At 61.7% G+C, this 23,154-nt stretch carries 14 protein-coding genes; 1 reads left to right on the plus strand and 13 read right to left on the minus strand.

Features of this window, described 5'->3' with window-relative positions; genetic code table 11:
• Positions 1–37: 37 nt before the first annotated feature.
• From QRN61_RS17090 to QRN61_RS17105, 4 genes are all read right to left on the minus strand, one after another.
• Entirely contained in the window at positions 38–574 is a 537-nt protein-coding gene (locus QRN61_RS17090) for a hypothetical protein (protein WP_007967008.1), read from the minus strand.
• A 66-nt stretch (positions 575–640) separates the two neighbouring features.
• Entirely contained in the window at positions 641–2,563 is a 1,923-nt protein-coding gene (locus QRN61_RS17095; protein WP_027612794.1) for a hybrid sensor histidine kinase/response regulator, read from the minus strand.
• 76 nt (positions 2,564–2,639) lie between these two features.
• Complete coding sequence (locus tag QRN61_RS17100; protein WP_285374302.1) at positions 2,640–4,931, minus strand: ATP-dependent DNA helicase; 2,292 nt, start codon at positions 4,929–4,931, stop codon at positions 2,640–2,642.
• The gene (locus QRN61_RS17105; RefSeq protein ID WP_285374303.1) at positions 4,928–6,580 is read right to left on the minus strand and encodes a VRR-NUC domain-containing protein; all 1,653 of its coding nucleotides are present in this window, start codon (positions 6,578–6,580) and stop codon (positions 4,928–4,930) included. The genes QRN61_RS17100 and QRN61_RS17105 overlap by 4 nt, the downstream gene beginning before the upstream one ends.
• A gap of 205 nt (positions 6,581–6,785) precedes the next feature.
• On the opposite strand from QRN61_RS17105, the gene QRN61_RS17110 reads away from it, so the two are divergent.
• A complete protein-coding gene (locus tag QRN61_RS17110) occupies positions 6,786–7,010 on the plus strand; it encodes a YgdI/YgdR family lipoprotein (protein WP_041064149.1) in 225 nt (74 codons plus the stop codon).
• Positions 7,011–7,130: 120 nt separating this feature from the next.
• Here QRN61_RS17110 and QRN61_RS17115 read toward each other — a convergent pair whose 3' ends face one another.
• The 9 genes from QRN61_RS17115 to QRN61_RS17155 all read right to left on the minus strand — a co-directional run bounded on the left by QRN61_RS17115 (position 7,131) and on the right by QRN61_RS17155 (position 23,090).
• A complete protein-coding gene (locus QRN61_RS17115; RefSeq protein WP_097087458.1) occupies positions 7,131–7,505 on the minus strand; it encodes a hypothetical protein in 375 nt (124 codons plus the stop codon).
• Between the two features lie 240 nt (positions 7,506–7,745).
• A complete protein-coding gene (locus QRN61_RS17120; protein ID WP_285374304.1) occupies positions 7,746–9,599 on the minus strand; it encodes a polyurethane esterase in 1,854 nt (617 codons plus the stop codon).
• A 203-nt stretch (positions 9,600–9,802) separates the two neighbouring features.
• Positions 9,803–11,491, minus strand: coding sequence for a polyurethane esterase (locus QRN61_RS17125; protein ID WP_285374305.1), 1,689 nt, complete (start codon positions 11,489–11,491; stop codon positions 9,803–9,805).
• Between the two features lie 56 nt (positions 11,492–11,547).
• Positions 11,548–14,634 carry an autotransporter serine protease gene (locus tag QRN61_RS17130; RefSeq protein ID WP_285374306.1) on the minus strand — a complete coding sequence of 1,029 codons (3,087 nt, stop codon included), beginning with the start codon at positions 14,632–14,634 and terminating at the stop codon, positions 11,548–11,550.
• A gap of 224 nt (positions 14,635–14,858) precedes the next feature.
• Positions 14,859–17,810 (minus strand): autotransporter serine peptidase EprS, encoded by a 2,952-nt coding sequence (gene eprS / locus QRN61_RS17135; protein WP_285374307.1) that lies wholly within the window; start codon positions 17,808–17,810, stop codon positions 14,859–14,861.
• Positions 17,811–18,000: 190 nt separating this feature from the next.
• A complete protein-coding gene (locus QRN61_RS17140) occupies positions 18,001–19,371 on the minus strand; it encodes a TolC family outer membrane protein (RefSeq protein WP_285374308.1) in 1,371 nt (456 codons plus the stop codon).
• A gap of 2 nt (positions 19,372–19,373) precedes the next feature.
• Positions 19,374–20,723, minus strand: coding sequence for an HlyD family type I secretion periplasmic adaptor subunit (locus tag QRN61_RS17145; protein ID WP_049827896.1), 1,350 nt, complete (start codon positions 20,721–20,723; stop codon positions 19,374–19,376).
• Entirely contained in the window at positions 20,720–22,495 is a 1,776-nt protein-coding gene (locus QRN61_RS17150; protein WP_027612782.1) for a type I secretion system permease/ATPase, read from the minus strand. The genes QRN61_RS17145 and QRN61_RS17150 overlap by 4 nt, the downstream gene beginning before the upstream one ends.
• A 172-nt stretch (positions 22,496–22,667) precedes the next feature.
• The gene (locus QRN61_RS17155) at positions 22,668–23,090 is read right to left on the minus strand and encodes an AprI/Inh family metalloprotease inhibitor (protein ID WP_158248883.1); all 423 of its coding nucleotides are present in this window, start codon (positions 23,088–23,090) and stop codon (positions 22,668–22,670) included.
• Positions 23,091–23,154 lie beyond the last annotated feature (64 nt).

The raw sequence follows: 23,154 nt of genomic DNA on the forward strand, positions 1-23,154 counted from the left end.
CCGGCAGCGATGTCCGGGCTTTTTCTTTGGGCGGCGTTCAGCCCCCGGGGTTGGTCACCTGAATGAACACTGCATAAGCCCCCAGCAGGATCCAGAACGTGGCGAAGATCCAGGGCGTGCGCACCGAAAACAACAGCGACTTGCGATAGCCCTTGTGGCTCGACTCCATTTCACTGAACAGCGGCGACTCGTCGTAAGCCATGCCCATGATCGGCTCGCTGCGTAACAACTCGCTCTGCTTGTAGTGCCAGTGATCGATGATGTCGTACGCCGCACGAATCCCCGGCCAGGCGTTGAGCGAACTGAGCAGCCCGAGCAGTGCGAGAAACGGCGGCACCACCAGCGTGAACAGCTTGCCCCACTCGGGGTTGAGGTTGGCCATGCACGAAGCGAAGGCAATCACCAGAAACGACTGCGCCGCGAGATAGGCATCGGTGCGGTTGGCGAGGATGCTGGTTTCGTACTGTATTTCCTTGCGATAGAAGTCCAGCCGTTCCTTGGGTGAGCCGAACATCTTGGCGTCGTGTTCGGTCAGGTGCTCTTCAGCGCTGGGCTCAGTCAGTATGCGAGGCAAGGGACGCGCACTCCGTGGCGGGGAAACCTTTTAGAAGGCCCTCGCCACGGACAAGTTCAGGCGGATTCACTTCATCGACTGCGCGATGATTTCCACCAGGTTGAGCTGGGTGAATGGCTTGGGCAGACGCGGCAGTTGCGCGGCAAAGCCTTCCAGGCGTTCAGCGTAACCGGTGGCCAGAATGATCGGCAGATCCGGCTTGAGCAGGCGCACCGCATGCGCCAGTTGCGCGCCGCTCATCTGCGGCATGGCCATGTCGGTGATCATCAGATCAATGACTTCGCCCTGCTCGAACAACGCCAGCGCCTTGGCACCGGACGTGGCGCTGATCACGCGATGGCCAAGGTCTTCGAGCAGCAGCGTGGTGCTGGTCATCACCAGCGAATCGTCGTCCACCACCAGCACGCTGAGGCGCGGCACCAACACCGGTTTGACCGCCGGGTAGAGGTTTTTTGCCGTCTCCCCGGCCAGCGCCACCGGTATCCACATTTCAGCGCGGGTGCCATGGCCTTTTTCGCTCTTGAGAATGAAACGGCCGCCCAGTTGCTCGATAAAGCCATGCACCATCGACAGGCCCAGCCCGGTGCCCTTGCCCACGCCCTTGGTGGTGAAAAACGGATCCCTGGCCGAACCCAGCGTGGCTTCGTCCATGCCCTCGCCCGTGTCGATCACGCTCAGGCACACATAGTGCCCGGCTGCCATTGACGAATGGCTTTGCTCAAGCACGACTTCCGGCTGCGCGGTAATGCACAGGCTGCCACCGTCGACCATGGCGTCGCGGGCGTTGGTCGCCAGATTGAGCAACGCCAGTTCCAGTTGGTTGCTGTCGGCCAGCACCGGTTGCAGATCCTCGGGAAAGCGTGTCTCGATGCGAATCCCGGGGCCTATCGAGCTGCGCAACAGTCCGGTGATGCCTTGCACCAGTTGCGGAATATCGACCGGCTCGGTCTTGAGTTCCTGACGGCGGGCGAAGGCCAGCATGCGTTGGGTCAGCGATACGCCACGCAACGCACCCTGCGTGGCGTTTTCCAGCAGACGGCTGTTTTTCGGATCGTCACCGATGCGCTTTTGCAGAATCTCCAGATTGCCCAGAATCACCGTCAGCAAATTGTTGAAGTCATGGGCGATGCCGCCGCTGAGCTGACCGATGGCCTGCATCTTCTGCGCCTGAAACAGCGCTTCGCGGGTCTTTTCCAGCGCCACTTGCGACTCATGGGCTTCGGTGACATCGCGGGTGATCTTGGCAAACCCGAGCAGCGTGCCGGTTTCGCCGCGAATGGCATCGACCACCACGTGGGCCAGAAACCGCGTGCCATCCTTGCGCATGCGCCAGCTCTTGTTCTCGAAACGGCCCTCGCGGGTGGCAATCTCCAGCGCCCGTTGCGGTTCGCCGGCCACGCGGTCTTCCGGGGTGTAGAAAATCGAAAAATGCTGGCCGATGATTTCTTCCGGCTGGTACCCCTTGATCCGCTGGGCGCCCTGATTCCAGTTGCTCACACGACCTTCGGGGCTGAGCATGTAGATCGCATAATCGGTGACACCCTGCACCAGCAGGCGAAACTGCTGTTCGCTTTGCTTGAGGGTTTCCTCAGCCATCTTGCGGTCGGTCAGGTCACGGGTGATCTTGGCATAGCCGAGCAGTTTGCCGTTGGGATCAATGATCGGATCGATGACTACATGGCACCAGAAGCTGGTGCCATCCTTGCGCACCCGCCAGCCCTCGCCTTCGAAGCGTCCTTCGCGCAGAGCCGTGTCGAGCGCGCGTTGCGGCAGGCCCGCCACACGATCATCGGCGGTATAGAAACGCGAGAAATGCTCGCCGAGAATCTCCGCCTCTTCGTAGCCCTTGAAGCGTTTGGCGCCGGAGTTCCAGCTGGTGATGATGCCGTCCGGGTCGATCATGTAAATCGCATAATCGACCACCGCATCGATCAGCAGACGAAAACGCATCTCCTCGATCGCGGCAGTTTTGCTCGGGTTGTCACTCATCAGGTTCACCGCTGGTTTTCATTAGCGCAAGTATGCGGCAATCCGGCGCCATGGGAAGGTGCAAACGCGCTTCTATTCACGGCGTGATCAATGGGTTGATTGAGGACGAGTCGGTGCCGAGCGACCACCAGCGTGGCAGCAGTTGCTGAATGCGCGGTTCGGCGAAGCGGTCATCGATCAGCATCACCACGCCACGATCTTCACGGGTGCGGATCACCCGCCCGGCGGCCTGCACCACTTTCTGCACGCCCGGATACAGATAGGTGTAGTCGTAACCGGCGCCGAAAATCGCTGCCATGCGCCGTTTCAACTGTTCGTTGACCGGGTTGAGCTGGGCCAGCCCCAGGGTCGCAATGAACGCGCCGATCAGCCGTGCTCCGGGCAGGTCGATGCCCTCGCCGAACGCTCCGCCCAACACGGCGAAGCCGATGCCCTGGCTGTCGGCGGTGAACTGATCGAGAAAGGCCTGCCGCTGCCCTTCGGCCATGCCCCGGGACTGCTGCCACAGATTGATCTGCGGATGGCGTTCGGCAAGCAGCGTCAGCACTTGTTGCAGGTAATCGAAGCTGCTGAAGAACGCCAGGTAATTGCCCGGGCGCTCGCTGAACTGGCGGGCGATCAGCTCGACGATCGGTTCCAGCGACGCCTGGCGATGATTGAAGCGCGTCGAAATGCGGCTGACGATCTGCACTTGCAACTGTTCGGCGCTGAACGGTGATTCGACGTCTATGCATACCGTGTCGGCGGGCGTGCCGAGCAGATCGGCGTAATAGCGTCGCGGGCTCAGCGTCGCCGAGAACAACACGCTGCTGCGCGCCGCTTTCAGGCGCGGGCCGATGAACGCCGCCGGCACCACGTTGCGCAGGCACAACTGCGACAGCGGCCGCTTGCGCTCGAGGTCGCGCTTGCTGATGTCGAACAGGTAATGCTCGTCGAACAGTTCCGCCACCCGGCCGAACTGCAGCATGTCGAAATAGAAGGTTTGCAGCGCGCTGTCGAGTCCCTGCGGATGATCATTGAGGTAATCACCAATGGCCGCGCTGCACAGGGACACCGCTTGCAGCAGTTTTTCCGGGGCCTTGTCGTAGGCTTGATAGGGCGCCAGTTGCGGCTGATGCAGCGCGTCCCACTCGCGGTTGACCCGTTGCAGGGATTTTTTCAGCACCTCGGGGGCCGTCTTGCGCACACTGGCCAGCGTGGCCTGATCGAGACTGGCGCTGTACATCGAGCGCCCGCGTTCGACCAGGTTGTGCGCTTCATCGGCCAGCACCGCGACTTTCCACTGATTGAGCTGGGCCAGACCGAACAGCAGCGCGCTGAAATCGAAGTAATAGTTGTAGTCCGCCACCACCACGTCGGCCCAGCGGGCCATTTCCTGGCTCAGGTAATACGGGCACACCGTGTGCTCACGGGCCACTTCGCGCATCGACGCCTGATCCAGCAGATTGATCCGGCTGGCCGCTTGGCGGGCGGCGGGCAGCCGATCATAAAAGCCCTGGGCCAACGGGCAGGACTCACCGTGACAGGCTTTGTCCGGGTGTTCGCAAGCCTTGTCGCGGGCGACCATCTCCAGCACCCGCAGCGGCAAGCGTTCAGACTGATCGAACAACACCTGACTGGCATCCAGCGCCAGTTTGCGCCCCGGGGTCTTGGCGGTCAGAAAGAACACCTTGTCCAGTTGCTGCGGCGCCAGTGCCTTGAGCATCGGGAACAGCGTGCCGAGGGTTTTGCCGATGCCGGTGGGCGCCTGGGCCATCAGGCAGCGGCCGGTGCTGACCGCTTTGAACACCGATTCAGCCAGATGCCGCTGGCCGGGGCGAAAGTCGGCGTGGGGAAAGCTCAATTGCTGCGCGGCCAGATTGCGCGCCTCGCGATGGGCCATTTCCTGCTCGGCCCAGTTCAGGAACAACCGGCATTGCTGTTCGAAAAAATCCTGCAAGGCTGGAGCATTGAAGGACTCGACCAGACAGGTTTCCTTTTCGCTGACGATGTCGAAATACACCAGCGCCAGATTGATCTGCGCAAGCTCCAGCTTGCGACACATCAGCCAGCCGTAGATTTTCGCCTGCGCCCAATGCAACTGCCGATGGTTGGCCGGTTGCTTGCTCAGGTCACCGCGATAGGTTTTGACTTCTTCCAGACAGTTCTGCGCCGGGTCATAGCCGTCCGCCCTGCCCCTGACTTTCAATTGCAGAAACTCACCTTCCAGCGCCACTTCGCTCTGGTATTTGTCGCTGCGCCGCGAGGCCACGGTGCGGTGCCCGAGCATGCCTTCGAGGGCTGTCGGCGAAGGGGTAAAACGCAGGTCGAGGTCGCCGGTCTTGGCGGTGAACTCGCATAGGGCACGGACGGCAATGCTGTAGCTCAAGCGCTCTGCTCCGCCCATTGCACGTAGCACACGGCGACCGGCATCTGGTGTTGGTGGCAAAATTCCAGCCAGCGCAGCTGGTTGTCCTGCAAGCGGTCACCGGGGCCTTTGACCTCGATCATCCGGTAGGTCTTGTGCTGCGGCCAGAACTGGATGAGGTCGGGCATGCCAGCGCGGTTGGCCTTGATGTCGAGCAGCAGGCGATTGAACCAATGCTTGAGGTGTTCCGCCGGCAAGCACTCCAGGGCCTGCTCGAGCAATTGCTCATTCAACGCGCCCCAGAACACGAACGGCGACTGCACGCCCCATTTGGCGGCGAAACGCTCACGAATGGTTGCGGCGTAACGGCCGTCGTCGAGCTGGTCGAGGCAGGCCTGGAACAGTTCGGCGCGGCGTTGCTGAAAGTCTTCGTTGAGCAGATCCACCGGCCCGCGCTGGAACGGATGAAAGAACGCTCCCGGCAACGGCGCAAAAATCGCCGGCCAGCAGAGCAGGCCGAACAGCGAGTTGATCAGGCTGTTCTCGACGTAATGCACCGGGCCGCTGTCTTCGTGCAAATGCGCCTGCACGTAAAACTCCACAGACAATCCCGGATCAGTGCGCGGCAGTTGCAGATCGAGGCGCTCGACCGGGCGTGGCGTTGCCCGTTTGAGCGGCGGCCCGCCGAGTTTGCGCCGCAGCCGTGGCAGCATCCGTTGCAGGCTTTGCTGTTCGGCGGCGCTTTCCGGCGCCTGTTCGGCGAGAGTGGCAAGCTCCAGCGCCAGTGCGTATTCGCCGCAGCGCTCCAGCACGCGGATCATTCGCTGACGGGCGCCGGGGTAGGTGCAATCGCGGTAAATGCTCAACGCCAGGGCGAACTCGGCGACGCGCTCGCAATACTGGCCGATCTGGAACAGCACCTTGCCACGCCGCCGTTGCAGCCACGGGTTGTCGAACTGCAGCGCGCTGACCTGCTCGACAATGGGCTCCAACGGTTCACCGGCTTCGAAACGCTGTTGACACTGATGCAGGAACAGGCAGGCGTCAACGTCTTCACGGCTGCGCAGGCCACGGGAGTCAGCGCAGAACTCGACTTTTTCGTAGGTAAAGATGCCGAGGTCGGCGAGGACGAATTCCGACCAGTCCTGATACAGGTTGCCGAAGAACATCAGACGCAGGCGGTCGCACAAGTCCATGATGGTCAGGCTGAGCAAGCGGTCGCCGAGCGTCGGTGCCCAATCGCAGAGGCTGCGCGACTCGCTGAATTGCTCGGCGAGCGGCGGCAGCCAGTCGTCCTTGCGGCCCTTGGGTTGCTCGATAAAGCTGCCGAACGCCTGCAGCAGTTCAGCCTTGAGCAACACGTCGAACACTTCGGGCACGCTCAATAAAGCCTGATCGTCGAGCCAGCCGTGACGCAACAACGGCTGCGCGGCAGCGCTGATGTCCCCGATTTCCGGGTAGTTGAGTTTGCCGAGGCGGAAATGCACGCCCTTGCGCATTATCATGCGCACCAGCAAACCCTGCGAAGCGCGTGGCAAGGCCTTGAAGTCGCGAATAAAGCCGTGCTCGGATTCGCTCATCACATCGGCATAGCGAAGTTCAAGCCAATCAAGCACTTGCCGGAAGTTGTTGAGGTAATAGAACGGATCGTCGAGCGGGTTGGCAGTCACGGGAATTCAGGGCCATGGCGAGCGAATACTGGTTATGCGTACAGATACCAGCTCTGCCCCGTCGCGTGCAAACGGAAAAAGATCAGTGGCAGCGGCAATCGGGATTTTTTCAGGGTGCCATCGAACTTTTCCCGGTTCGATGGCACCAACCGCGTTAGAGACCGAAGTCGGTCAATTGATATGGAATGAGGTATTTGAGGTGGGTATGAACATCAAGACTCTGGGTCTTCCCCTGGCGGTAGCAGCCTTCCTGGCATTGGGCGGCTGCTCGACACCAACCGTGGTGACCTTGCAGAACGGTACTCAGTATTTGACCAAGGACATGCCGAAAACCAAGAACAAGGACGGGTTCTATGAATTCGAGGATATTTCCGGGACCAAGGTGAAAGTCCGCTCCGATGAGGTCGCGACCGTACGCAAGGAAGACTGACACCCCGTTTTACCTGTAGGAGCTGCCGCAGGCTGCGATCTTTTGATTTTGATTTTAAAAACAAGATCAAAAGATCGCAGCCTGCGGCAGCTCCTACAGGGGAAGTGTTATCCGCCTGGGTTATTCGAAAGCAGGCAAACCCATAATGCTGTGATCACAGCTGAAATACTGCTCACCGCGCCGCGCCAGCTCGGCTTGCAGACGCCGGCAGCGTTCCAGATCCTGTTGGGTCATGCGGTCAATGCTCAGATTGCCAGTGGCTTGCGCCTGTTTGTCATCACCGCGCCGAAACGTCACGAACGGCTGTTCGGGCTGGATCTGAAACAGGCTTTTCTCTTCGACCGGCTCGGCTGCTTCGGTCTTCGCCGGTTTCGGCAATTGGTCACTGCTGATGCCGTAGCGGCTCAGAATCGAGGTTTGAGGCAGATCGGCCCAGGCATTGGCCGATAACAGCGCCAGTCCGACAATCCCGACATACCCCTTGAACCTTTTCACGTGTGCATCTCCTGTACTCAATGGCGGCTGGCTATAGAACGTGCGTGCACGTGCTGGCTTTAGGCCGCTTCTGCTGTTTGCACAGCTTTTGAGTCAGGGTGTGGCTGTTGAGTCACTTTTGATACCGAGCTGAATCCTTCGCGAGCAGGCTCGCTCCCACACTGGACCTGTGTCGATCACATAGCCCCATGTGGGAGCGAGCCTGCTCGCGAATAGGCCCTTACCGGCGCCCTATCAACCTCAGACGATCACAATTCCATCGGCACTGAGGCTATTCAGCGCCACCCCGACCAGCGTCACCGAGTCAGCGCCAAACTTCAGCACCGTGTCCTGCCCCACTATCGAGGCATGCGCGCGGAAGTCATCATTAGGCAACACACCCTGCACGCCAAGGAACACCAGTTTGTCGTTGGCCGTAAAGCCAACCACCCGATCCTGACCGAACGCGCCATTGAACAGGAACGTATCCGCCCCGCCCCCAGACTCCATCAGGTCATTGCCGGCGCCACCGACAAACACGTCGTTGCCGACGCCGCCAATCAAATGATCGTTGCCATCCAGACCAAACAACCAGTCACCGCTGGCATTTGCCTTGAGCGTGTCGGCGCCGCTGCTGCCCTTCACGCTCGATTCATAGGCCGTGACATTGTTGCCAACCTTCAAGCCGCTAGCCGTGACGCTGTGGGTCACGTCGTCCTTGAACAGCCCCCAGAGAAAACCTGGCTCCTTGGTGACGATGCTGCCGATGTCGCGGGTGATGCTGATCCCACCGTTGGCATCGCGCACGTACAGATTGCCGGCGCCATCGTTGGCGAAGTCGAAAGTGTTCACCGATTTCTGCAAGTCGAGGGTGTTGTTGCCGGCGCCACCGAGAATCACGTTGTAGCCACCACCGTCACGGAAAGTGTCATTGCCGGCGCGACCTTCGAGGTAGTCGTTGCCGCTGCCGCCCTGGATCAAGTCATTACTGTCACTGCCGATGATGAAGGTGCCGCCCTTGTGGGTTTCGGCGTTGCGGTTCAGATCCTGCACCCAGGTGTTGACCCGCGCCGGGTCCGACAGGTTGGCGACGATGATCGTCGAGTCCTTGCTGGTCAGGTCGTAGAACTTCGACTCGATGATGCGGTTCATGCCATCGCCGTAAGCGGTCGGCAGGTGCGAGATCCAGGTCGGGATATTGAGAATCGAAAACGGCAGCAGATTCCACGCGGTCGAGGCGTAGTGATCGTTGAAGCTGACGATGTTGTCGGTGGCCGACTCCTTGGGCGCGTCGTGCACGCCGACCGAGGCGCCGGTGAAGGTCGAGCCGTCGAGGGCGCGGAACACCGGATCGTTTTCGTAACCGACGTTGAGCACTTTGTCGGTGCTGCTCTGGGTCGGCGAGGCGTAGGCGATGTAGTTGGAATCGGCGAAGAACCCGCCCCACTTGCCGCCACTCAGGTCAGCCATGCTGTTGACCGCCAGCCCGCCGAGGCTGTGGCCGCTGACCAGCACGTCCTTGCCCGAAAGGCCGTTGGCCTTGGCAAACGCCACCACGTCATTGAGCAGATTGCCGAACGCTTCGCCGACGTAATTCTTGGCGTAGTCCTTGGGACCGAACGCTGCCAGCAGGTCGTTGATCACGTCGCCGATCGAGTCGAGGATCAGGTTTTCCCGCGGGCCACTGGTGCCGCGAAAGGCGATACCGATTTCCGTGAGATGGCCCTGGGCGTCGTACTTGCCGAGGATCTCCACCTGGGCGGTGGTGTAACCGGCCTTCTCGCCGAAGAAGGTTCCGCGCGCGTCGGTCTTGCCGTCGTAGCCCAGCTGCGAGGCGGTGATTGGTGTCCAGCCAGCCTTTTTCACGGCGTCGAGGGCAAGTTTTTCCGAGTCGGGGTTCCACGGAATCCCGGGAATCACCCCTTGCGAATCAGTACCGCCGAGCAGCGCGGTGACCAACGTGACCGGCAGGCCGAGGCCGAAGCCGTTGTGCTGATAACCGGCGGCGAAGCCGTTATCGAGGTTGTGATAGGAATACAGCGTGATCGCCATGGCATCGCTGAACAGCGCCTTGGAATCGGCTGTGCCGAAGTTCTTGTAGTCATACACACCCATTGCTATTGCCTCTCTTTTGTTGGAATTGTCAGAGATAGCTCACAGCCAGGGCGCCCCTCGCGGGCACGCCCCGGAGCATTTCAGTACTACTTGTTGCAGATCTTCCCCTGTGGGAGCGGGCTTGCTCGCGAAAGCGGCGTATCAGCTAAAACAATGTTGACTGACACGGCCCCTTCGCGAGCAAGCCCGCTCCCACTCTGGAGCTAGGCGAACACGAACGCCGAGTCCGACAGGTTAGCCACTCCCACCCCGACCAGGGTCACGGCATATTCGCCAATCTTCAGCACGGTATCGGCCCCCGACTGCACAGCATGCTGCTTGTAGTCATAACCCTGCCCCGCGCCTTCGACGCCCATGAACACCAGTTTGTCGCTGCCCTGATAACCATTGATCGCATCAAAACCGAACGCGCCGCTGAAGAGGAAGGTGTTGTTGCCACCCACTGCCGTCATCACGTCGTTGCCGGCGCCACCGACGAAGGTCACGTGGCCCTTGTCGCTGATCAGCTTGTCATCGCCGCCCAGGCCAAACAGCCAGTCACCGTCGGCGCTGGCGTGCAGCGCATTGCCGTACGCATCGCCGTTGAGCGAATGGGTGTACTGGGTCAGTTCGCTGCCATTGGTCAAACCCTTGGCCGTGACACCCCAGGTGATTTCCTTGCTGCCCCACCACGACCCCGACTCCTTGCTCACCAGCGCGCCGATGTCGCGGGTCATGCTGATGCCGCCGTAAGCGTCGCGCACGTACAGCGTGCCGTCACCGTCGTTGGCGAAGCTGAAGTTCTGCAGTGGTTTCTGCAGCTCGAAGGTGTTGTGACCCTGCCCCCCGAGGAGGATGTTGAAACCGCCGTCATCACGGAACCGATCATCACCGCCCAGGCCTTCGAGGAAGTCGTTACCCGCCCCGCCCTTGAGCCAGTCGTTGCTCTGCGTACCGATGATGAAGGTGCTGCCGGTGTGCGGCTCGCCGCTGCGCCCCAGATCCTCGACCCAGGTCTTGCCCCGGGACGCTTCCTCAAGGTTGGAGACGATGAGGGTCGAGTCTTTGTGCGTGAGGTTGTAGAACTTCGAATCGATCACCCGGTTCAAGCCATCGGCATACCCGAGCGAGCTGTGGGCCGACCAGTTCAGCGGATTGACGATGCTGAATGGCACCAGGTTCTGCGCGGTGGACGCATAGTTGTCGGTGAAGTTGACGATGTTGTCGGTGGTCGACTCATGCGCCCCGTCGTGCTTGCCCAGCGAACCGCTGCTGAAGGTGGTGCCGTCCAGCGCACGGAACACCGGATCGTTTTCGTAACCGATGTTCAGCACGTTGTTGCCGGTGCTGCTCTGGGTCGGCGAGGCGAACGCGATGTAGTTGGCGTCCTTGAAAAACCCGCCCCAATTGCCGCCGCTCAACTCGGCCACGCTGTTGACCCCAAGACCACCGAGGCTGTGGCCACTGAACAGCACGTCCTTGGCGGCGATACCGTTGGCAATGGCGAACGCGGCGACAGCCTTGAGCAGGTTGTCGAAGGCGTTTTTCGCGTAGTTGCTCGCGTAATCCGACGGCCCGATGGCGGCCAGCAGATTGTTTTTCATGTCGCCGAAGGTGTCGCTGTAACCCAGCCCGCCGGTGCCGCGAAAGGCCACGCCGATGCCGATCAATTTACCGCCAGCGTCGTACCGGCCGAGCACTTCGGCCTCGGCGCTGGTGAAGCCATCCTTCTCGCCGAAGAACGTACCTTGCGCGCCGACCGTGCCCTGATAACCCAGCGCCGTGGCGCTGAGAGGTTTCCAGGCGGTGGCCGGCAACGGCTGGCCGGTTGGCGTGTAGGCATACAGCGTCAGTGCGATGGCATCGCTGTACAACGCTTTGCCGTCGGCATTTTTATAATCGAACAATCCCATGTTGTGCTCTCTCTTCCTTCAAAACCGGCAGCCCCCAAGAGACTGCCGGCACGCCTTTAGAACTGCCAGTCGAGGGTCAGACCCACACCGTGGTCTTTCTCGTTGTTACCGATCAGTCCGTTGTAGTCCAGGTTGACCCGGACATCGCGATTGAGCGCCAGCCCGGCGCGTACGCCGACCACCGTCGCGTCACGATCCATCGACACACTCTGCACAGTGAAGGCGCTGTTGCCATTGGCGAAGGCCAGGTGGCTGTCAGCATCGACACTGCTCAGGTTGTGCTGCCAGCCGAGGGTCGCGCCCAGTTCCAGCTGATGTTTGTCCGACAGCGCGAAGCTGCGCTTGGCGCGTACGCCAAGGGTCGACAGCACCACGTCGCGGTTGTCTTCGCCGCTCTTGAGCGCCGCAGCATCACCCTTCTCGGTGAAGCTGTCGGTGTTCAAGTGCACGTACGACAGGTTGGCGAAAGGCTCCAGATTCATCGGTTGCAGACGCAGATCGTAAGCCGCTTCGGTGAACACCTGAGTGGTCGCCGCATCGTGCTTGGTTTTCTCTTTGCCATTGACGCCCGCGAACTGCAGATCACGCTTCACGTCCACGCGATGCCAGCTGTAAGCCGCACCGGCGGTCAGACGCAGCGCATCAATCTGATGCCCCAGGTACGCACCGAGGTGATAGCTGTCGACCGAGGCCGACGAATGCGTGCCGCCGCCCATGTTCAACGAGCTGTCGCTATAACCGGTAACGAAACCCAGACGGGTATCTTCAGCAATCAAACCGTCGACACCGGCCAGCAGCCCGCCGATGGAGCTGTTGGAGTCGGCGTTTTCATGGCCGCCATCGCTCTTGCCCCACGAACCCAGTACCTTGACCCAAGCGTTGCTGCGGTCGTCGGTCGGTGCGTCGGCATTGAACAGATCACGCTCACGCAGACGCTCGCCCACCGCTTCACGCAGGTAGCGGCTGTCGTTGATCAGCATCGTACCGATGGCCGGGTGAATTTCGCCGGAGAGTTGCTGGAAGGCTTGTTGCGCCGAGGCCGCGTTCGGCGACAGCAGCAGGGTTTCGAACAACGCATTGCCCGCCCCGAGACCTTCGGCAGCCGCACCGACCGCACGCTGGTTTGGCGTCAGACCAACACTGGCGAACGACGCGCCGTTGCGCCCGACGTCCAGTTGCACGCCGTTTGCCGAGTACGCCAGGGTGCCGCCGAGGAACGCGTAGTTCGGCAGCACTTGCCCGAACTGGCCTTGGATGCCACCGGCCGCTTGCAGGATGTTGAACTGCGAACCGAGCAGGCTCTTCACTTCAGTCGTCGTCAGCAAGGTCGGGCTGTTTTCCAGCGACAGACTGACCGTGGCGCCATCGATCACCGCTTTGCCACCGGCAACGATCTGGTCGCTGCTGGTCGGCGACACTTCCACCGCGTAGGTCGAACCGCGCTCGAAGGTCACATCACCGGCCACGTTCAGCGTGCCGATCGAGTTGCCCGGGGCGACGGTACCGCCGCTTTTCGCGGTCAGTGCACCGATGCGGCCGTTACCGCCGAGGATGCCGCTGTCGTTGACCGTGACCGCCGAAGCCAGCGAGCCATTGATCGCCAGACGTCCCTGATTGACCAGAGTCGGGCCGCTGTAGGTGTTGTTGCCGGTCAGCACCAGCGTGCCGATGCCCTGCTTGGTCAGCCCGCCGTGACCGGAAATGTCGTTGCGCCAGGTGTCGAGGCCGCAAGTGATGTCGGTGCACAGGCGCTCGGTGGGTTTGCCCTTGTCGATGATCGCGCCGATGCCCGGCAAGTCCGCGACAAACTGCCCGGAACCGTAGGCCCCCTGAATGCGGAACTCTTCCGGGATGTCCTGCTCGGTGACGAACATCGCCGGGCCGTCGATGCCTTTGCGCAGGTTGATCATGCCCCAGCCGTACAAGGCGTCGATGCCCGGTGCGCCGAGGTCGGTCGCGGTGGTACGCAGCACCGTGGCGACCTGATCGCCCGTCATGTACGGGAAGCGCTCCATCAACACCGCCATCGAGCCCGCCACATGCGGTGCGGCCATCGAGGTGCCGTTGTAGTTCTTGTAGCCGGTGGTCAGGTTGTCGGCGTTGGTGCCGCTGATGATCGAGCTGTAGATCTGCGTGCCCGGCGCCGAGACGCAGAAGCTCGCGGTGTAGCCGCAGCGCGAGGAAAACGTACTCATGATGTACGGATTGGCGCTGGCCTGGTCCGGGTTCCTCTGCAACGCGGCGACGGTGATCCAGTTCGGCGCGATGTCCGGCACGAAGTAGCCGAGGCCGGCGATGGCGTCCGGGTTGTTCAGGTTGTAATCGTTACCGGCAGCGAAGATCGTCACGATACCGCTGCGGGCGGCGGCAATCGCACCGTCATAGGCGCCGCCGGGCTTGGTGCCGAGCAGTGTGCGGATCTCGTTGAACTGCACTTGCGCGTCGTTGACGGTGAAGTGCGGATACGCCGGGTCGCGGCCGCCGAGGTCGAACCGGTCAGTGATGCCGATGCCCCAGCTGTTGTTGATGATCCGCGCGCCACTGGCGATCAGCGCATCCCAACCGGCCTTGTACACCGCGCCGTCGTTGCCACGGACGATGCCGTCTTCCGGGCCCGGGTCACCGTTATCCGCGCTGATGATCTGCGCACCGAACGCCACGCCGTGCATCGGCCCGCCGTCACGGCTGCCGGCAGCGATGCCACCGACGTGGGTGCCGTGGGCACCGAGCTTGCCGTCGGAACCGACCGAGGGCGAACCGTCATAGCGGAACGCATCGCCGGCTTTGACCGGGATGTACGGGTCGGTGTATTCGCGGATCCCGCTGGTGACCAGGGTGATGACTTTATTGGCACCGGAAAACTCCGGGTGCGCGGCGTACACCGGCTGGTCGAAGATCCCCAGTTTCACACCTTTGCCGGTGTAACCGGCGGCATAAGCGTGATCCGCGCCGATGGCGCCCAGGCCCCATTCCGCCTGGAACTCGGCGCTGCGCCAACTGGCGGGATCGCCGCTGCGGCCGCTTTCCACGTAAGGCACCGCGTGCGCGGTGCCCCAGGTGGTCAGCGCACAAATCACGGCGCAATTGAGGGTTTTCATGGCGAAGCGACCGCCCGTTTGCGCGCGGGTATTGTTGTTATTCATCCAGCGACCTTCCTTAGTGTTGTTGCGAAAAATCCGTGTACCAGGCCCACACCCGGGCCTGGGAAATAACGCTTGTGGTGAGGGGATTTATCCCCGATGGGGCGCGAAGCGACCCCGAGCAGTTTCCAGTAACCGAGTTGTCCGGGTGAGCGACTGCTGCGAAGTCGATCGGGGATAAATCCCCTCGCCACAAGTGTGTGTTCACCTGACCTGCGGGGTTTGTTTCAGAACTGCCAGTTCAGGCTCAGCCCCACGCCGTGGCTCTTCTCGCGGTTGGCCAGTTGTCCGTTGTAATCCAGGTTGACCCGCACGTCCTTGCTCAACGCCAGGCTGGCTTGTACGCCGACCAGCGCCGCGTCACGCACCAGTGCCGAACTCTCGACCGCGTACGGTGTGCTACCGCTGGCAAAGCGCAGATGCTGTTCGGCGTCGATGTCGCTGAGGCTGTGCTGCCAGCCGAGATGCCCGCTCAGGTCCAGCGCCTGCGCGGCCGACAGGTTGAAGCGCTTGACCGCCCGTACACCGAGGGTGCTGAGCACTGCGTCGCGCTGATCGCCCGAGCTTTTCAGCGCCGCCGCATCGCCCTTTTCGGTGAAGCCTTCGGTATCCAGATGCACGTAAGCGAGGTTGGCGAACGGCTCCAGTGCCAGCGGTTGCAGGTTCAGCCGGTAAGCCGCTTCGCCGAAGACCTGCGTGGTCGCCGCATCGACCTTGACTTTCTGTTTGGCGCTGACGTTGCCGTATTGCAGATCGCGCTTCACATCGGCGCGATGCCAGCTGTAGGCCGCGCCGGTGCTCAGGCGCCAGGCGCCGATGTCATGACCGGCGTAAGCGCCGAGGTGATAGCTGTCGACCTTGGCCGACGAGTGCGTGTCCGAGCCCATGTTCAGCGAGCTATCGCTATATCCGGTGACCAGACCGATGCGGGTCTGCTCGTCCAGCGCGCCGTCAACACCGGCGAGGAGACCACCGATTGAGGTGCTGTAGCGCGAAGTGTCGTTACCGGAGTTGGTCGAACCCCAGGCGCCGAGGGCCTTGATCCAGCCATTGCTTTGCGTGGCGTTGGCATCGTGCAGACGTTCGCCGACCGCGTCGCGCAACTGGCGGCTGTCATTGATCAGCATCGAGCCGAGCGCCGGGTAGATTTCGCCGCTCAATTGCTGGAACGCCTGTTGCGCCGAGGCTGCAGACGCCGACAGCAGCAGGCTTTCGTACACCGAATTGCCGGCGCCGAGGCCTTCGACGGCGGCCGCCACCGCACGCTGATTCGGGGTCTGCCCGACGCTGGCGAACGAGGTGGCGTTGCGCTGAATGTCGAGCTGAATGGCGTTGGCCGTGTAGTCGAGGTTGCCGCCGATGAACAGGTAATCCGGCAGCACCGCGCCGAACTGGCCCTGAATACCACCGGCCGCTTGCAGAATGTCGTACGAATGGCCGAGCAGGCTGCGGGTTTCAGTGGTGCTGAGCAGGGTCGGACTGTTTTCCAGCGACAGGCTGACCGTGGCACCGTTGATGCTCGCGCTGCCGCCAGCGACGATGCGGTCGCTGCTGGTCGGCGACAGCTCGACCGCGTAGGTCGAGCCTGGGGCGAAGGTCACGTCACCGGCCACGCTTAAGGTGCCAATGGAGTTGCCCGGCGCTACGCGGCCGCCGCTGTTGGCGAGCAACGAGGCGATCCGCCCGGAACCGCCGAGGGTGCCGCTGTCGTTGACGGTCACCGCCGAGGCCAGCGAGCCGTTGACGCTCAACAAGCCGCCATTGACCGTGGTCGGGCCACGAAAGGTGTTGTCGCCGGTCAGCAGCAAGCGCCCTGCCCCGGACTTGATCAGGCTGCCCTGATAGACCCGCGTCGCCGCTGCGGCATCGCGCGCCATACCGACGGCGTAGTCGGTCTGATCCTGCTGAGTGGCACCGGCCGGAATACCGTTCTGCCAGCCCTTGTCCTGCAAGGTCTGCTGCCAGGCGCCGTGTTCGGCGAGGTCTTCGCGCTGGCGCTGAATTAATGCCTTGTCGGAGATGTCATTGCTCCACACATCGCTTTGCCCGGCCGCCAGGTTGGCATCGAACGCGCCAAGCAACTGCCCCGGCCCGCGCATCGCCCGGTTCAGGTTGGCCACGCCCCAGCCGACCCGCTCGGTCGGCGCATCGGTAACCGAGCCGTCGAGTTGCGTGGCGGTGGTCAGCAGCACTTCCAGCGCCTGCTGATTATTCATGTACGGGTAGCGTTCCATCACCAGCGCCAGTGCCCCGGTGGCGTGCGGCGCGGCCATCGAGGTGCCGGACTTGATCGCATAATCGCCACCCGGAATGGTGCTGTCGATCTTCGCCCCCGGCGTGGTGATGCACCAGTATTTGGCGATGCCGCACTGGTTGTACTTCTGCTGATTGCTCTGATCCAGCCCGGAAACCGCCAGCCAGTGGCCTTCGAGGTCCGGCTGAAAGTACGGCAGCGCCGAGCGCACGCTGGCGTTTGGATAGCCGCTGTTGCCGGCGCTGAACACGTTGATCACGCCACGGCGCGAGACGTCCGCCGCTGCATCGAGCCAGGTGCCCTGATTCCAGTGCTGGGCGTAAGCGGCATGCAGATCGGCCAGGGTGCGATAGCTGACATCCGGCGGCTGACTGCCCCAACTGTTGTTGATCGCCCGTACGCCGGCAGCGGCCAGAGCGTCGTAGGCCGCTTTGAAATAGCGCGGATCGGGTTTCGGGCCGAACAGAAAGCTGTCGTTGTTGTTGGTGTTGCCGACGTAGATTTGCGCGTTGTACGCCACGCCGTGCATGCCGGTGCCGTCACGGCTCGCGCCCATGGTGCCGACCACGTGGGTGCCGTGGGAATCGTTGTTGGGGTTGAGGGTGCCGTTGACGTTGAACAGCGAGCCGTCGACGTAACTGCCGGAGGCCAGCACCGGGTGATAGCGGTCGCTGGCGAACTCGGGATGGGCGGCGTCGAAGCCGGAGTCGAGGGCGCCGATCTTCACGCCTTTGCCGGTGATGCCGGCGGCGTAAGCCTGATCGGCCTGCATCCGCGCCAGGCCCCAGTCGCGCTGGAATTCGGCGCTGCGCCAACTGGCCGGATCGCCGGGCTTGCCGGTTTCAAGGTACTGCGCGTTGGCTTGCGCAATGGAAACTGCGAGCAACAGAGTGCCGACCGCTGCCGGCTTGATGCGTACTTCCATGTTCACCACTCACTTTTCTTATATTTTTGTTATGACCCGTTTCGCCGGGCGAGCACTTCTTGAAATATCGAGCGAGTCTATTTGTGGCGAGGGAGCTTGCTCCCGCTGGCTGCGCAGCAGCCCAAAATCTTGTGAGCGCTACGCACTCAAGCGGGAGCAAGCTCCCTCGCCACAGGTTCGGTGCCAAGCATTAACGCGGGTTGCTTTTCGGGCCTTGTCCGAACGCCTCATCCACCCGCGCCAGATCCTGTTCGTTCAACGTCCCCGCGTAGTAATGCAGCTTGGTCCAGGCCATCAAGTAGTCGTAGCGCGCCTGGGCCAGATCGCGGCGGGTGGTAAACAGTTGCTGTTCGGCGTTCAGCGCATCGAGGTTCGTCCGTTCACCGCCAAGAATGCTTTGCTTAGTCGACACCACCAGCGCTTCAGCCGAGGCCAAGGCCTTCTGGTAGGCGCGCAGTTTGTTGACGCCCGACAGACAGGCGCTGAACTGGCGGCGCAGTTCGATCAAGGTTTCGCGGGTCTTGCCATCGAGCTCGTATTCCGCCTGCTCCATGGTGCGGCTGGCCTGACGGGTCGAGGCCGATACCCCGCCACCGGCATACAGTGGCACGTTGACTTCAAAGCCGATGGTGTTGGTGTCGTAGCGCTGGTTATAGGTGTTGCCGCTGTCCGATTCAGTCTTGCGGATCGACGCGTAGGCACTGACTTTCGGCAGGTGCCCGGCGCGGTTGCGCTCAACTTCATACTTGGCCACTTCCACCGCCTGACGCTGCGACGCCAGATTGGGGTTGTTGCTGATCGCCAGCTCATGCCAGGTGTCGTAGTTGGCGGGCATCAGGGCGAAAGTCTGGAAGTTCTGATCCAGCGGTGCCAGCTCGCTGATGTCCACCGTCTGCACGCCGACTAGCGCGCCCAGCTCACGCAGCGCGGCGTCCTGCTCGTTGCGTGCCTCGATCTCTTCGGCGGTCGCCAGTTCATAGCGCGACTCGGCTTCGAGAATGTCGGTGCGCGTGCCCTCGCCCTGTTTGAACATGTGTTCGTTCTGCTGGAACTGCTGCTCGTAAGCCTTCTTCTTGGCCTGGGCGATGTCGATCTGATCCTGAGCGAACAAGGCTTTGGTGTAGTTGTCCAGCACCCGCACCAGCAGCTCCTGACTCTTGCCGCGAAACGCCTCGTCGGCGAACAGCGACTGCGCCACGCCTTTGCGATACGCCGCGTAGGCTTCGTAGTCGAGCAACGGTTGCTGCAAGGTCAGGGTCGAGCCATAGCTGTTGTAGTTGCGGTCTTCGGTGAGGTTGCCGCGGGCGGTCAGTTGCGTGGCCTTCGAGGTGTTGTGACCCCGGTTGTAGTTGTAACCCAGTCTCGGCAACAGCCCGGCGCGGCCGATGATGCGGTTTTCCAGGCCCGCGTCGCGCTCCTTGATCGCGCCGAGGAACACCGGATCGTTACGCAATGCCTGTTCGTAGACCTCGAATGGCCCCATGGCCGCCAGCGCGCTGTTTCCTGCGAGCAGCGCGAACGCTGCTCCCAACATCGAAAGCTTATTCATACAGCCGAACATCCTTATTCTTCAGTCAACGCAGAGCCAGCGCGATCGAGCAATGGTTTGAACAGGTAGTTGAGCAGTGAACGTTCGCCCGTGCGCACGAACATTTCCGCCGGCATACCGGGCTTGATCACCAGGCCATGGAGTTTTTCCATCGCCTGATCACTGACGCTGCTGCGCAACACGTAGTACGGCACGCCGGTTTTCTCATCGACCATCTGGTCGGCGGAAATCAGGCTGACCTCACCCGGTACACGCGGGGTCTTGCTCTGGTTGAACGCGGTGAACAGGATATCCACCGGCAGATGCGTGCCGACCTTGTCGATCAGGTTGATCGGCAAGTGCCCTTCGACTTCCAGGGTGGTGCCTTGCGGGACGATCTCCAGCAGGGTTTCGCCCTGACGCACCACGGCGCCTTCGGTGTGCACGCCAAGGTTGACCGCCACGCCGTCGGCGGTGGCGAGGATCTCGCTGTGTTGCAGGTCGAAACCGGCCGAGGTCAGTTGCTCGGACAGGGTCACGCTTTTGAGTTGCGCGTCGGCCAGTTGCGTGCGCACTTCCTTTTGATATTCCTCGCCATGCTGTTGCAGTTTCAGGCGCGATTCGAGGATGCCCTGCTCCACCCGGCCGCTTTCACCGGTGTTTTCCGCGAGTTGCTGCTGCACTTGCGACAGCTGACGCTGGTACTCCATCAAGCGGTTGCGCGGGATGTAGCCGTTGTCCGCCAGTGGCTGCAGGTTGCTCAGTTGCTGTTGCAGCGAATCGGCCTGGGCATTGAGGTCGGTGCGGGCGCGGCGCATGCCGGCCAGCTGCGCTGTGGCGCCTTCGATGCTGGCGCGCAGACCGGCCTGCTCGCGGTAGAACGCTTCTCGGCGGCTGCTGAACAGTTGACGCTGGCCTTCAAGAACCAGCGCCAGACGCGGATCCGGGTCGTTACTCAGTTCGGCAGGAAAGGTGATCTCTTTGCGGTTGTCGCGCTCGGCCTGCCAGCGTGCGAGGCTGGCCCAGGCCATGCGGTATTGCGCCTGCAACGACTGCACATCGGCGGCCACCTGGGTCTGATCGAGGCGAAACAACGGTTGACCCTGCTTCACGATCTCGCCTTCGCGCACCAGAATCCGGCTGACCACGCCGCTGCTCATCGACTGCACAGCCTTGCGCTTGCCCGAGACCACCACGGTGCCTTGCACCGGAATCCCCTGATCCAGCGGCGCCAGTGCGGCCCAGGTAAAGAAACTGCCGGCGCCGACGATGGCCAGAATCCAGCCCATGCGGGCGAAGAATTTCGCATCGCGCTCCGGGCGCTCGGTGACGTACGCGTGTTCCATGGAGGCTTCGTTTTCAGTGTTCATGCTGGCGCTGCTCATACACCCGAATTCCTTGTCGAGGGCTGGTACTGCCGGCTCATGCTGAGCCCGCCCGGTGCCTGCGCGGATTTTTCCCGTTGTTGTTCCTGAGCGCCGGACAGCGCCTTGAGCACTTCCTGACTGGCGCCGAACGCCTGCAAGCGGCCATCGTTGAGCACCAGCAGTTTGTCCGCCTGAGCCAGTACCGAAGAGCGATGCGTCACCAGCACCACGGTGGTGCCCTTGGCCTTGAGCTGGGCGATGGCGCTGGCCAGCGCGGCTTCACCGACAGTGTCGAGGTTGGAATTCGGCTCATCGAGCACCACCAGGCTCGGATCGCCATACATCGCACGGGCCAGGGCCACACGCTGCTTTTGACCGCCGGACAGACCACTGCCGTCCTCGCCCAGTTGCGTGTCGTAGCCTTGCGGCAGGCGCAGAATCATCTCGTGCACGCCGGCCTGTTGCGCGGCGGCCACGACCTTCTCCGGGTTGGCTTCGCTGAAACGGGCAATGTTTTCGGCGATGCTGCCGCTGAACAGTTCGATGTCTTGTGGCAGGTAGCCGATGTACGGGCCGAGCTCGTCGCGGTTCCAGCGATGGATGTCGGCACTGTCCAGGCGCACCGTGCCGCCGAGGGTCGGCCACACACCGACCAGCACTCGGGCCAGAGTCGACTTGCCGGAACCGGAGGCACCGAGCACGCCGAGCACTTCACCAGCACCCAGATTGAAATTGATCATCTGCAGGGTTGCCGCGCGCTGCCCGGGAGGGCCGGCACTGACTTGCTCGAAGGTGATCTGGCCTTTCGGCGCCGGCAGCGCCATGGCGTCGTCACTCGGCGGGAACGCCTGCAGCAGCGAATCCAGACGACGGTAAGCGAGCTTCGCCCCGCTCCACTGCTTCCACACGGCGATCAACTGGTCGATCGGGCTCAGCACGCGGCCCATCAGGATCGAACCGGCAATCATCATCCCGGCGGTCATGTCGCCCTTGATCACCAGCAACGCACCGAGGCCCAGCACCAGCGATTGCAGGCACAGACGCAAGGTCTTACTGATCGAGCTGATCACCGCGCCGGTGTCGCTGGCCTGATTCTGCAGACCGAGGAAGCGCGAATGCACGCCGAACCAGCGCTTGCGCAACGCACCAAGCATGCCCATGGCCTGAATGGTTTCGGCGTTGTGCAGGTGACTGGTGGCCAGTTGGCTGGACTTCTGCGAGTAACCGGCAGCTTCGCCCAGCGGTTTTTTGGTCATGTATTCGTTGAGGCAGGCCAGCGCAATCAGCAGCAGCGCGCCGGCTGTGGCGAGCACGCCCAGCCAGACGTTGAACAGGTAGATGACAAACAGATAGACCGGGAACCACGGCGCGTCGAAAAACGCGAACAGGGCCGGGCCGGTGACGAATTGGCGAATGTGGGTCAGGTCGCCCAGCGATTGCCCGGCGTTGCCCTCGCCCTTGAACAGGTTGCGTTCGAACGCCGCCTGATACACCCGCAGGTTGAAGCGGCGCTCCAGTTGGCTGCCGATGCGGATCACGATGAAGCTGCGGATCACCTCCAGCATGCCGATGAAGGCAAAGAAGCCAACCACCATCAATGACAGCATCGCCAACGTCGTTTCGTTCTGCGAAGACAGTACGCGGTCGTAGACCTGCAGCATGTAAATGGAGGGCACCAGCATCAGCACGTTAATCAGTGCGGTAAAGCACCCGACGCTGATCAGAATGCTTTTATAGTCACCCAAAGCCTTGAACAAGGGAGCGGTGGCTGGGGCCTTCGCCATCTTCATTGTTTCTTCCTGAAATGATAGATCCCGCCAGACTTCGACGAGCGCTCAATTAATGTTCCGCCTACCTGCGAAAGATGTTTTGCAAGTACTCGCTTACCATTCAACAACAACTGCGACGATCACTTATAACGTTCAAGCACTGCCATATATTCGAACTGGATTAGTTGAGCGTTTATTTCGTCGCGCGTACGAGTGTAACAATCAGGCCCGACTTCAAAGTGCTGGAATAGAGCCCGTCACGTTGTCGGCTGAAAAACACGATTCTTGAACCTTCCTTGCCGGTGATCGAAATTCCGTCGGGTTCCGGAAACCAGCCGGTAGGCGAATCTTCCAGCCATGCACCAAGGCATTCGGCGCCCTTGCCGACGGTCTGATTGGCTTGCAGTTCGAGGGCACAGGTGTTCGACGGTTTATCCTGCAGCTTTTGCGCTTCGGGCGCGTCATTTTCAGTGCTCAACGTCGCCTGCCATTGCCCGGCAAAAACCGAGGGATCTTCAAGTCTGAGGCTGCTTGCCATGGTTGTTTCTCCAGAAATCATGATCAGCGCCGCCGAAAGCCACGCCATTGCCTTGTAGGTAAAAACTTTACAGATCATCAGAAAATTCGCTCCAGCACCTAGCCTTGCCCAGCCATCAACACGATGCAAGCAAAGAAAGCGG

It is taken from the genome of Pseudomonas sp. lyk4-TYG-107 (genome assembly GCF_030209055.1).
Lineage (GTDB): Bacteria > Pseudomonadota > Gammaproteobacteria > Pseudomonadales > Pseudomonadaceae > Aquipseudomonas > Aquipseudomonas putida_A.

Excerpts from the sequence above, each read along its gene's own strand:
- QRN61_RS17095 (WP_027612794.1), bottom strand. The coding sequence starts at position 2,563 with ATGAGTGACAACCCGAGCAAAACTGCCGCGATCGAGGAGATGCGTTTT.
- QRN61_RS17110 (WP_041064149.1), top strand. The coding sequence starts at position 6,786 with ATGAACATCAAGACTCTGGGTCTTCCCCTGGCGGTAGCAGCCTTCCTG.
- QRN61_RS17120 (WP_285374304.1), bottom strand. The coding sequence starts at position 9,599 with ATGGGTGTGTATGACTACAAGAACTTCGGCACAGCCGATTCCAAGGCG.
- QRN61_RS17125 (WP_285374305.1), bottom strand. The coding sequence starts at position 11,491 with ATGGGATTGTTCGATTATAAAAATGCCGACGGCAAAGCGTTGTACAGC.
- QRN61_RS17130 (WP_285374306.1), bottom strand. The coding sequence starts at position 14,634 with ATGAATAACAACAATACCCGCGCGCAAACGGGCGGTCGCTTCGCCATG.
- eprS (WP_285374307.1), bottom strand. The coding sequence starts at position 17,810 with ATGGAAGTACGCATCAAGCCGGCAGCGGTCGGCACTCTGTTGCTCGCA.
- QRN61_RS17140 (WP_285374308.1), bottom strand. The coding sequence starts at position 19,371 with ATGTTCGGCTGTATGAATAAGCTTTCGATGTTGGGAGCAGCGTTCGCG.
- QRN61_RS17145 (WP_049827896.1), bottom strand. The coding sequence starts at position 20,723 with ATGAGCAGCGCCAGCATGAACACTGAAAACGAAGCCTCCATGGAACAC.
- QRN61_RS17150 (WP_027612782.1), bottom strand. The coding sequence starts at position 22,495 with ATGAAGATGGCGAAGGCCCCAGCCACCGCTCCCTTGTTCAAGGCTTTG.
- QRN61_RS17155 (WP_158248883.1), bottom strand. The coding sequence starts at position 23,090 with ATGATCTGTAAAGTTTTTACCTACAAGGCAATGGCGTGGCTTTCGGCG.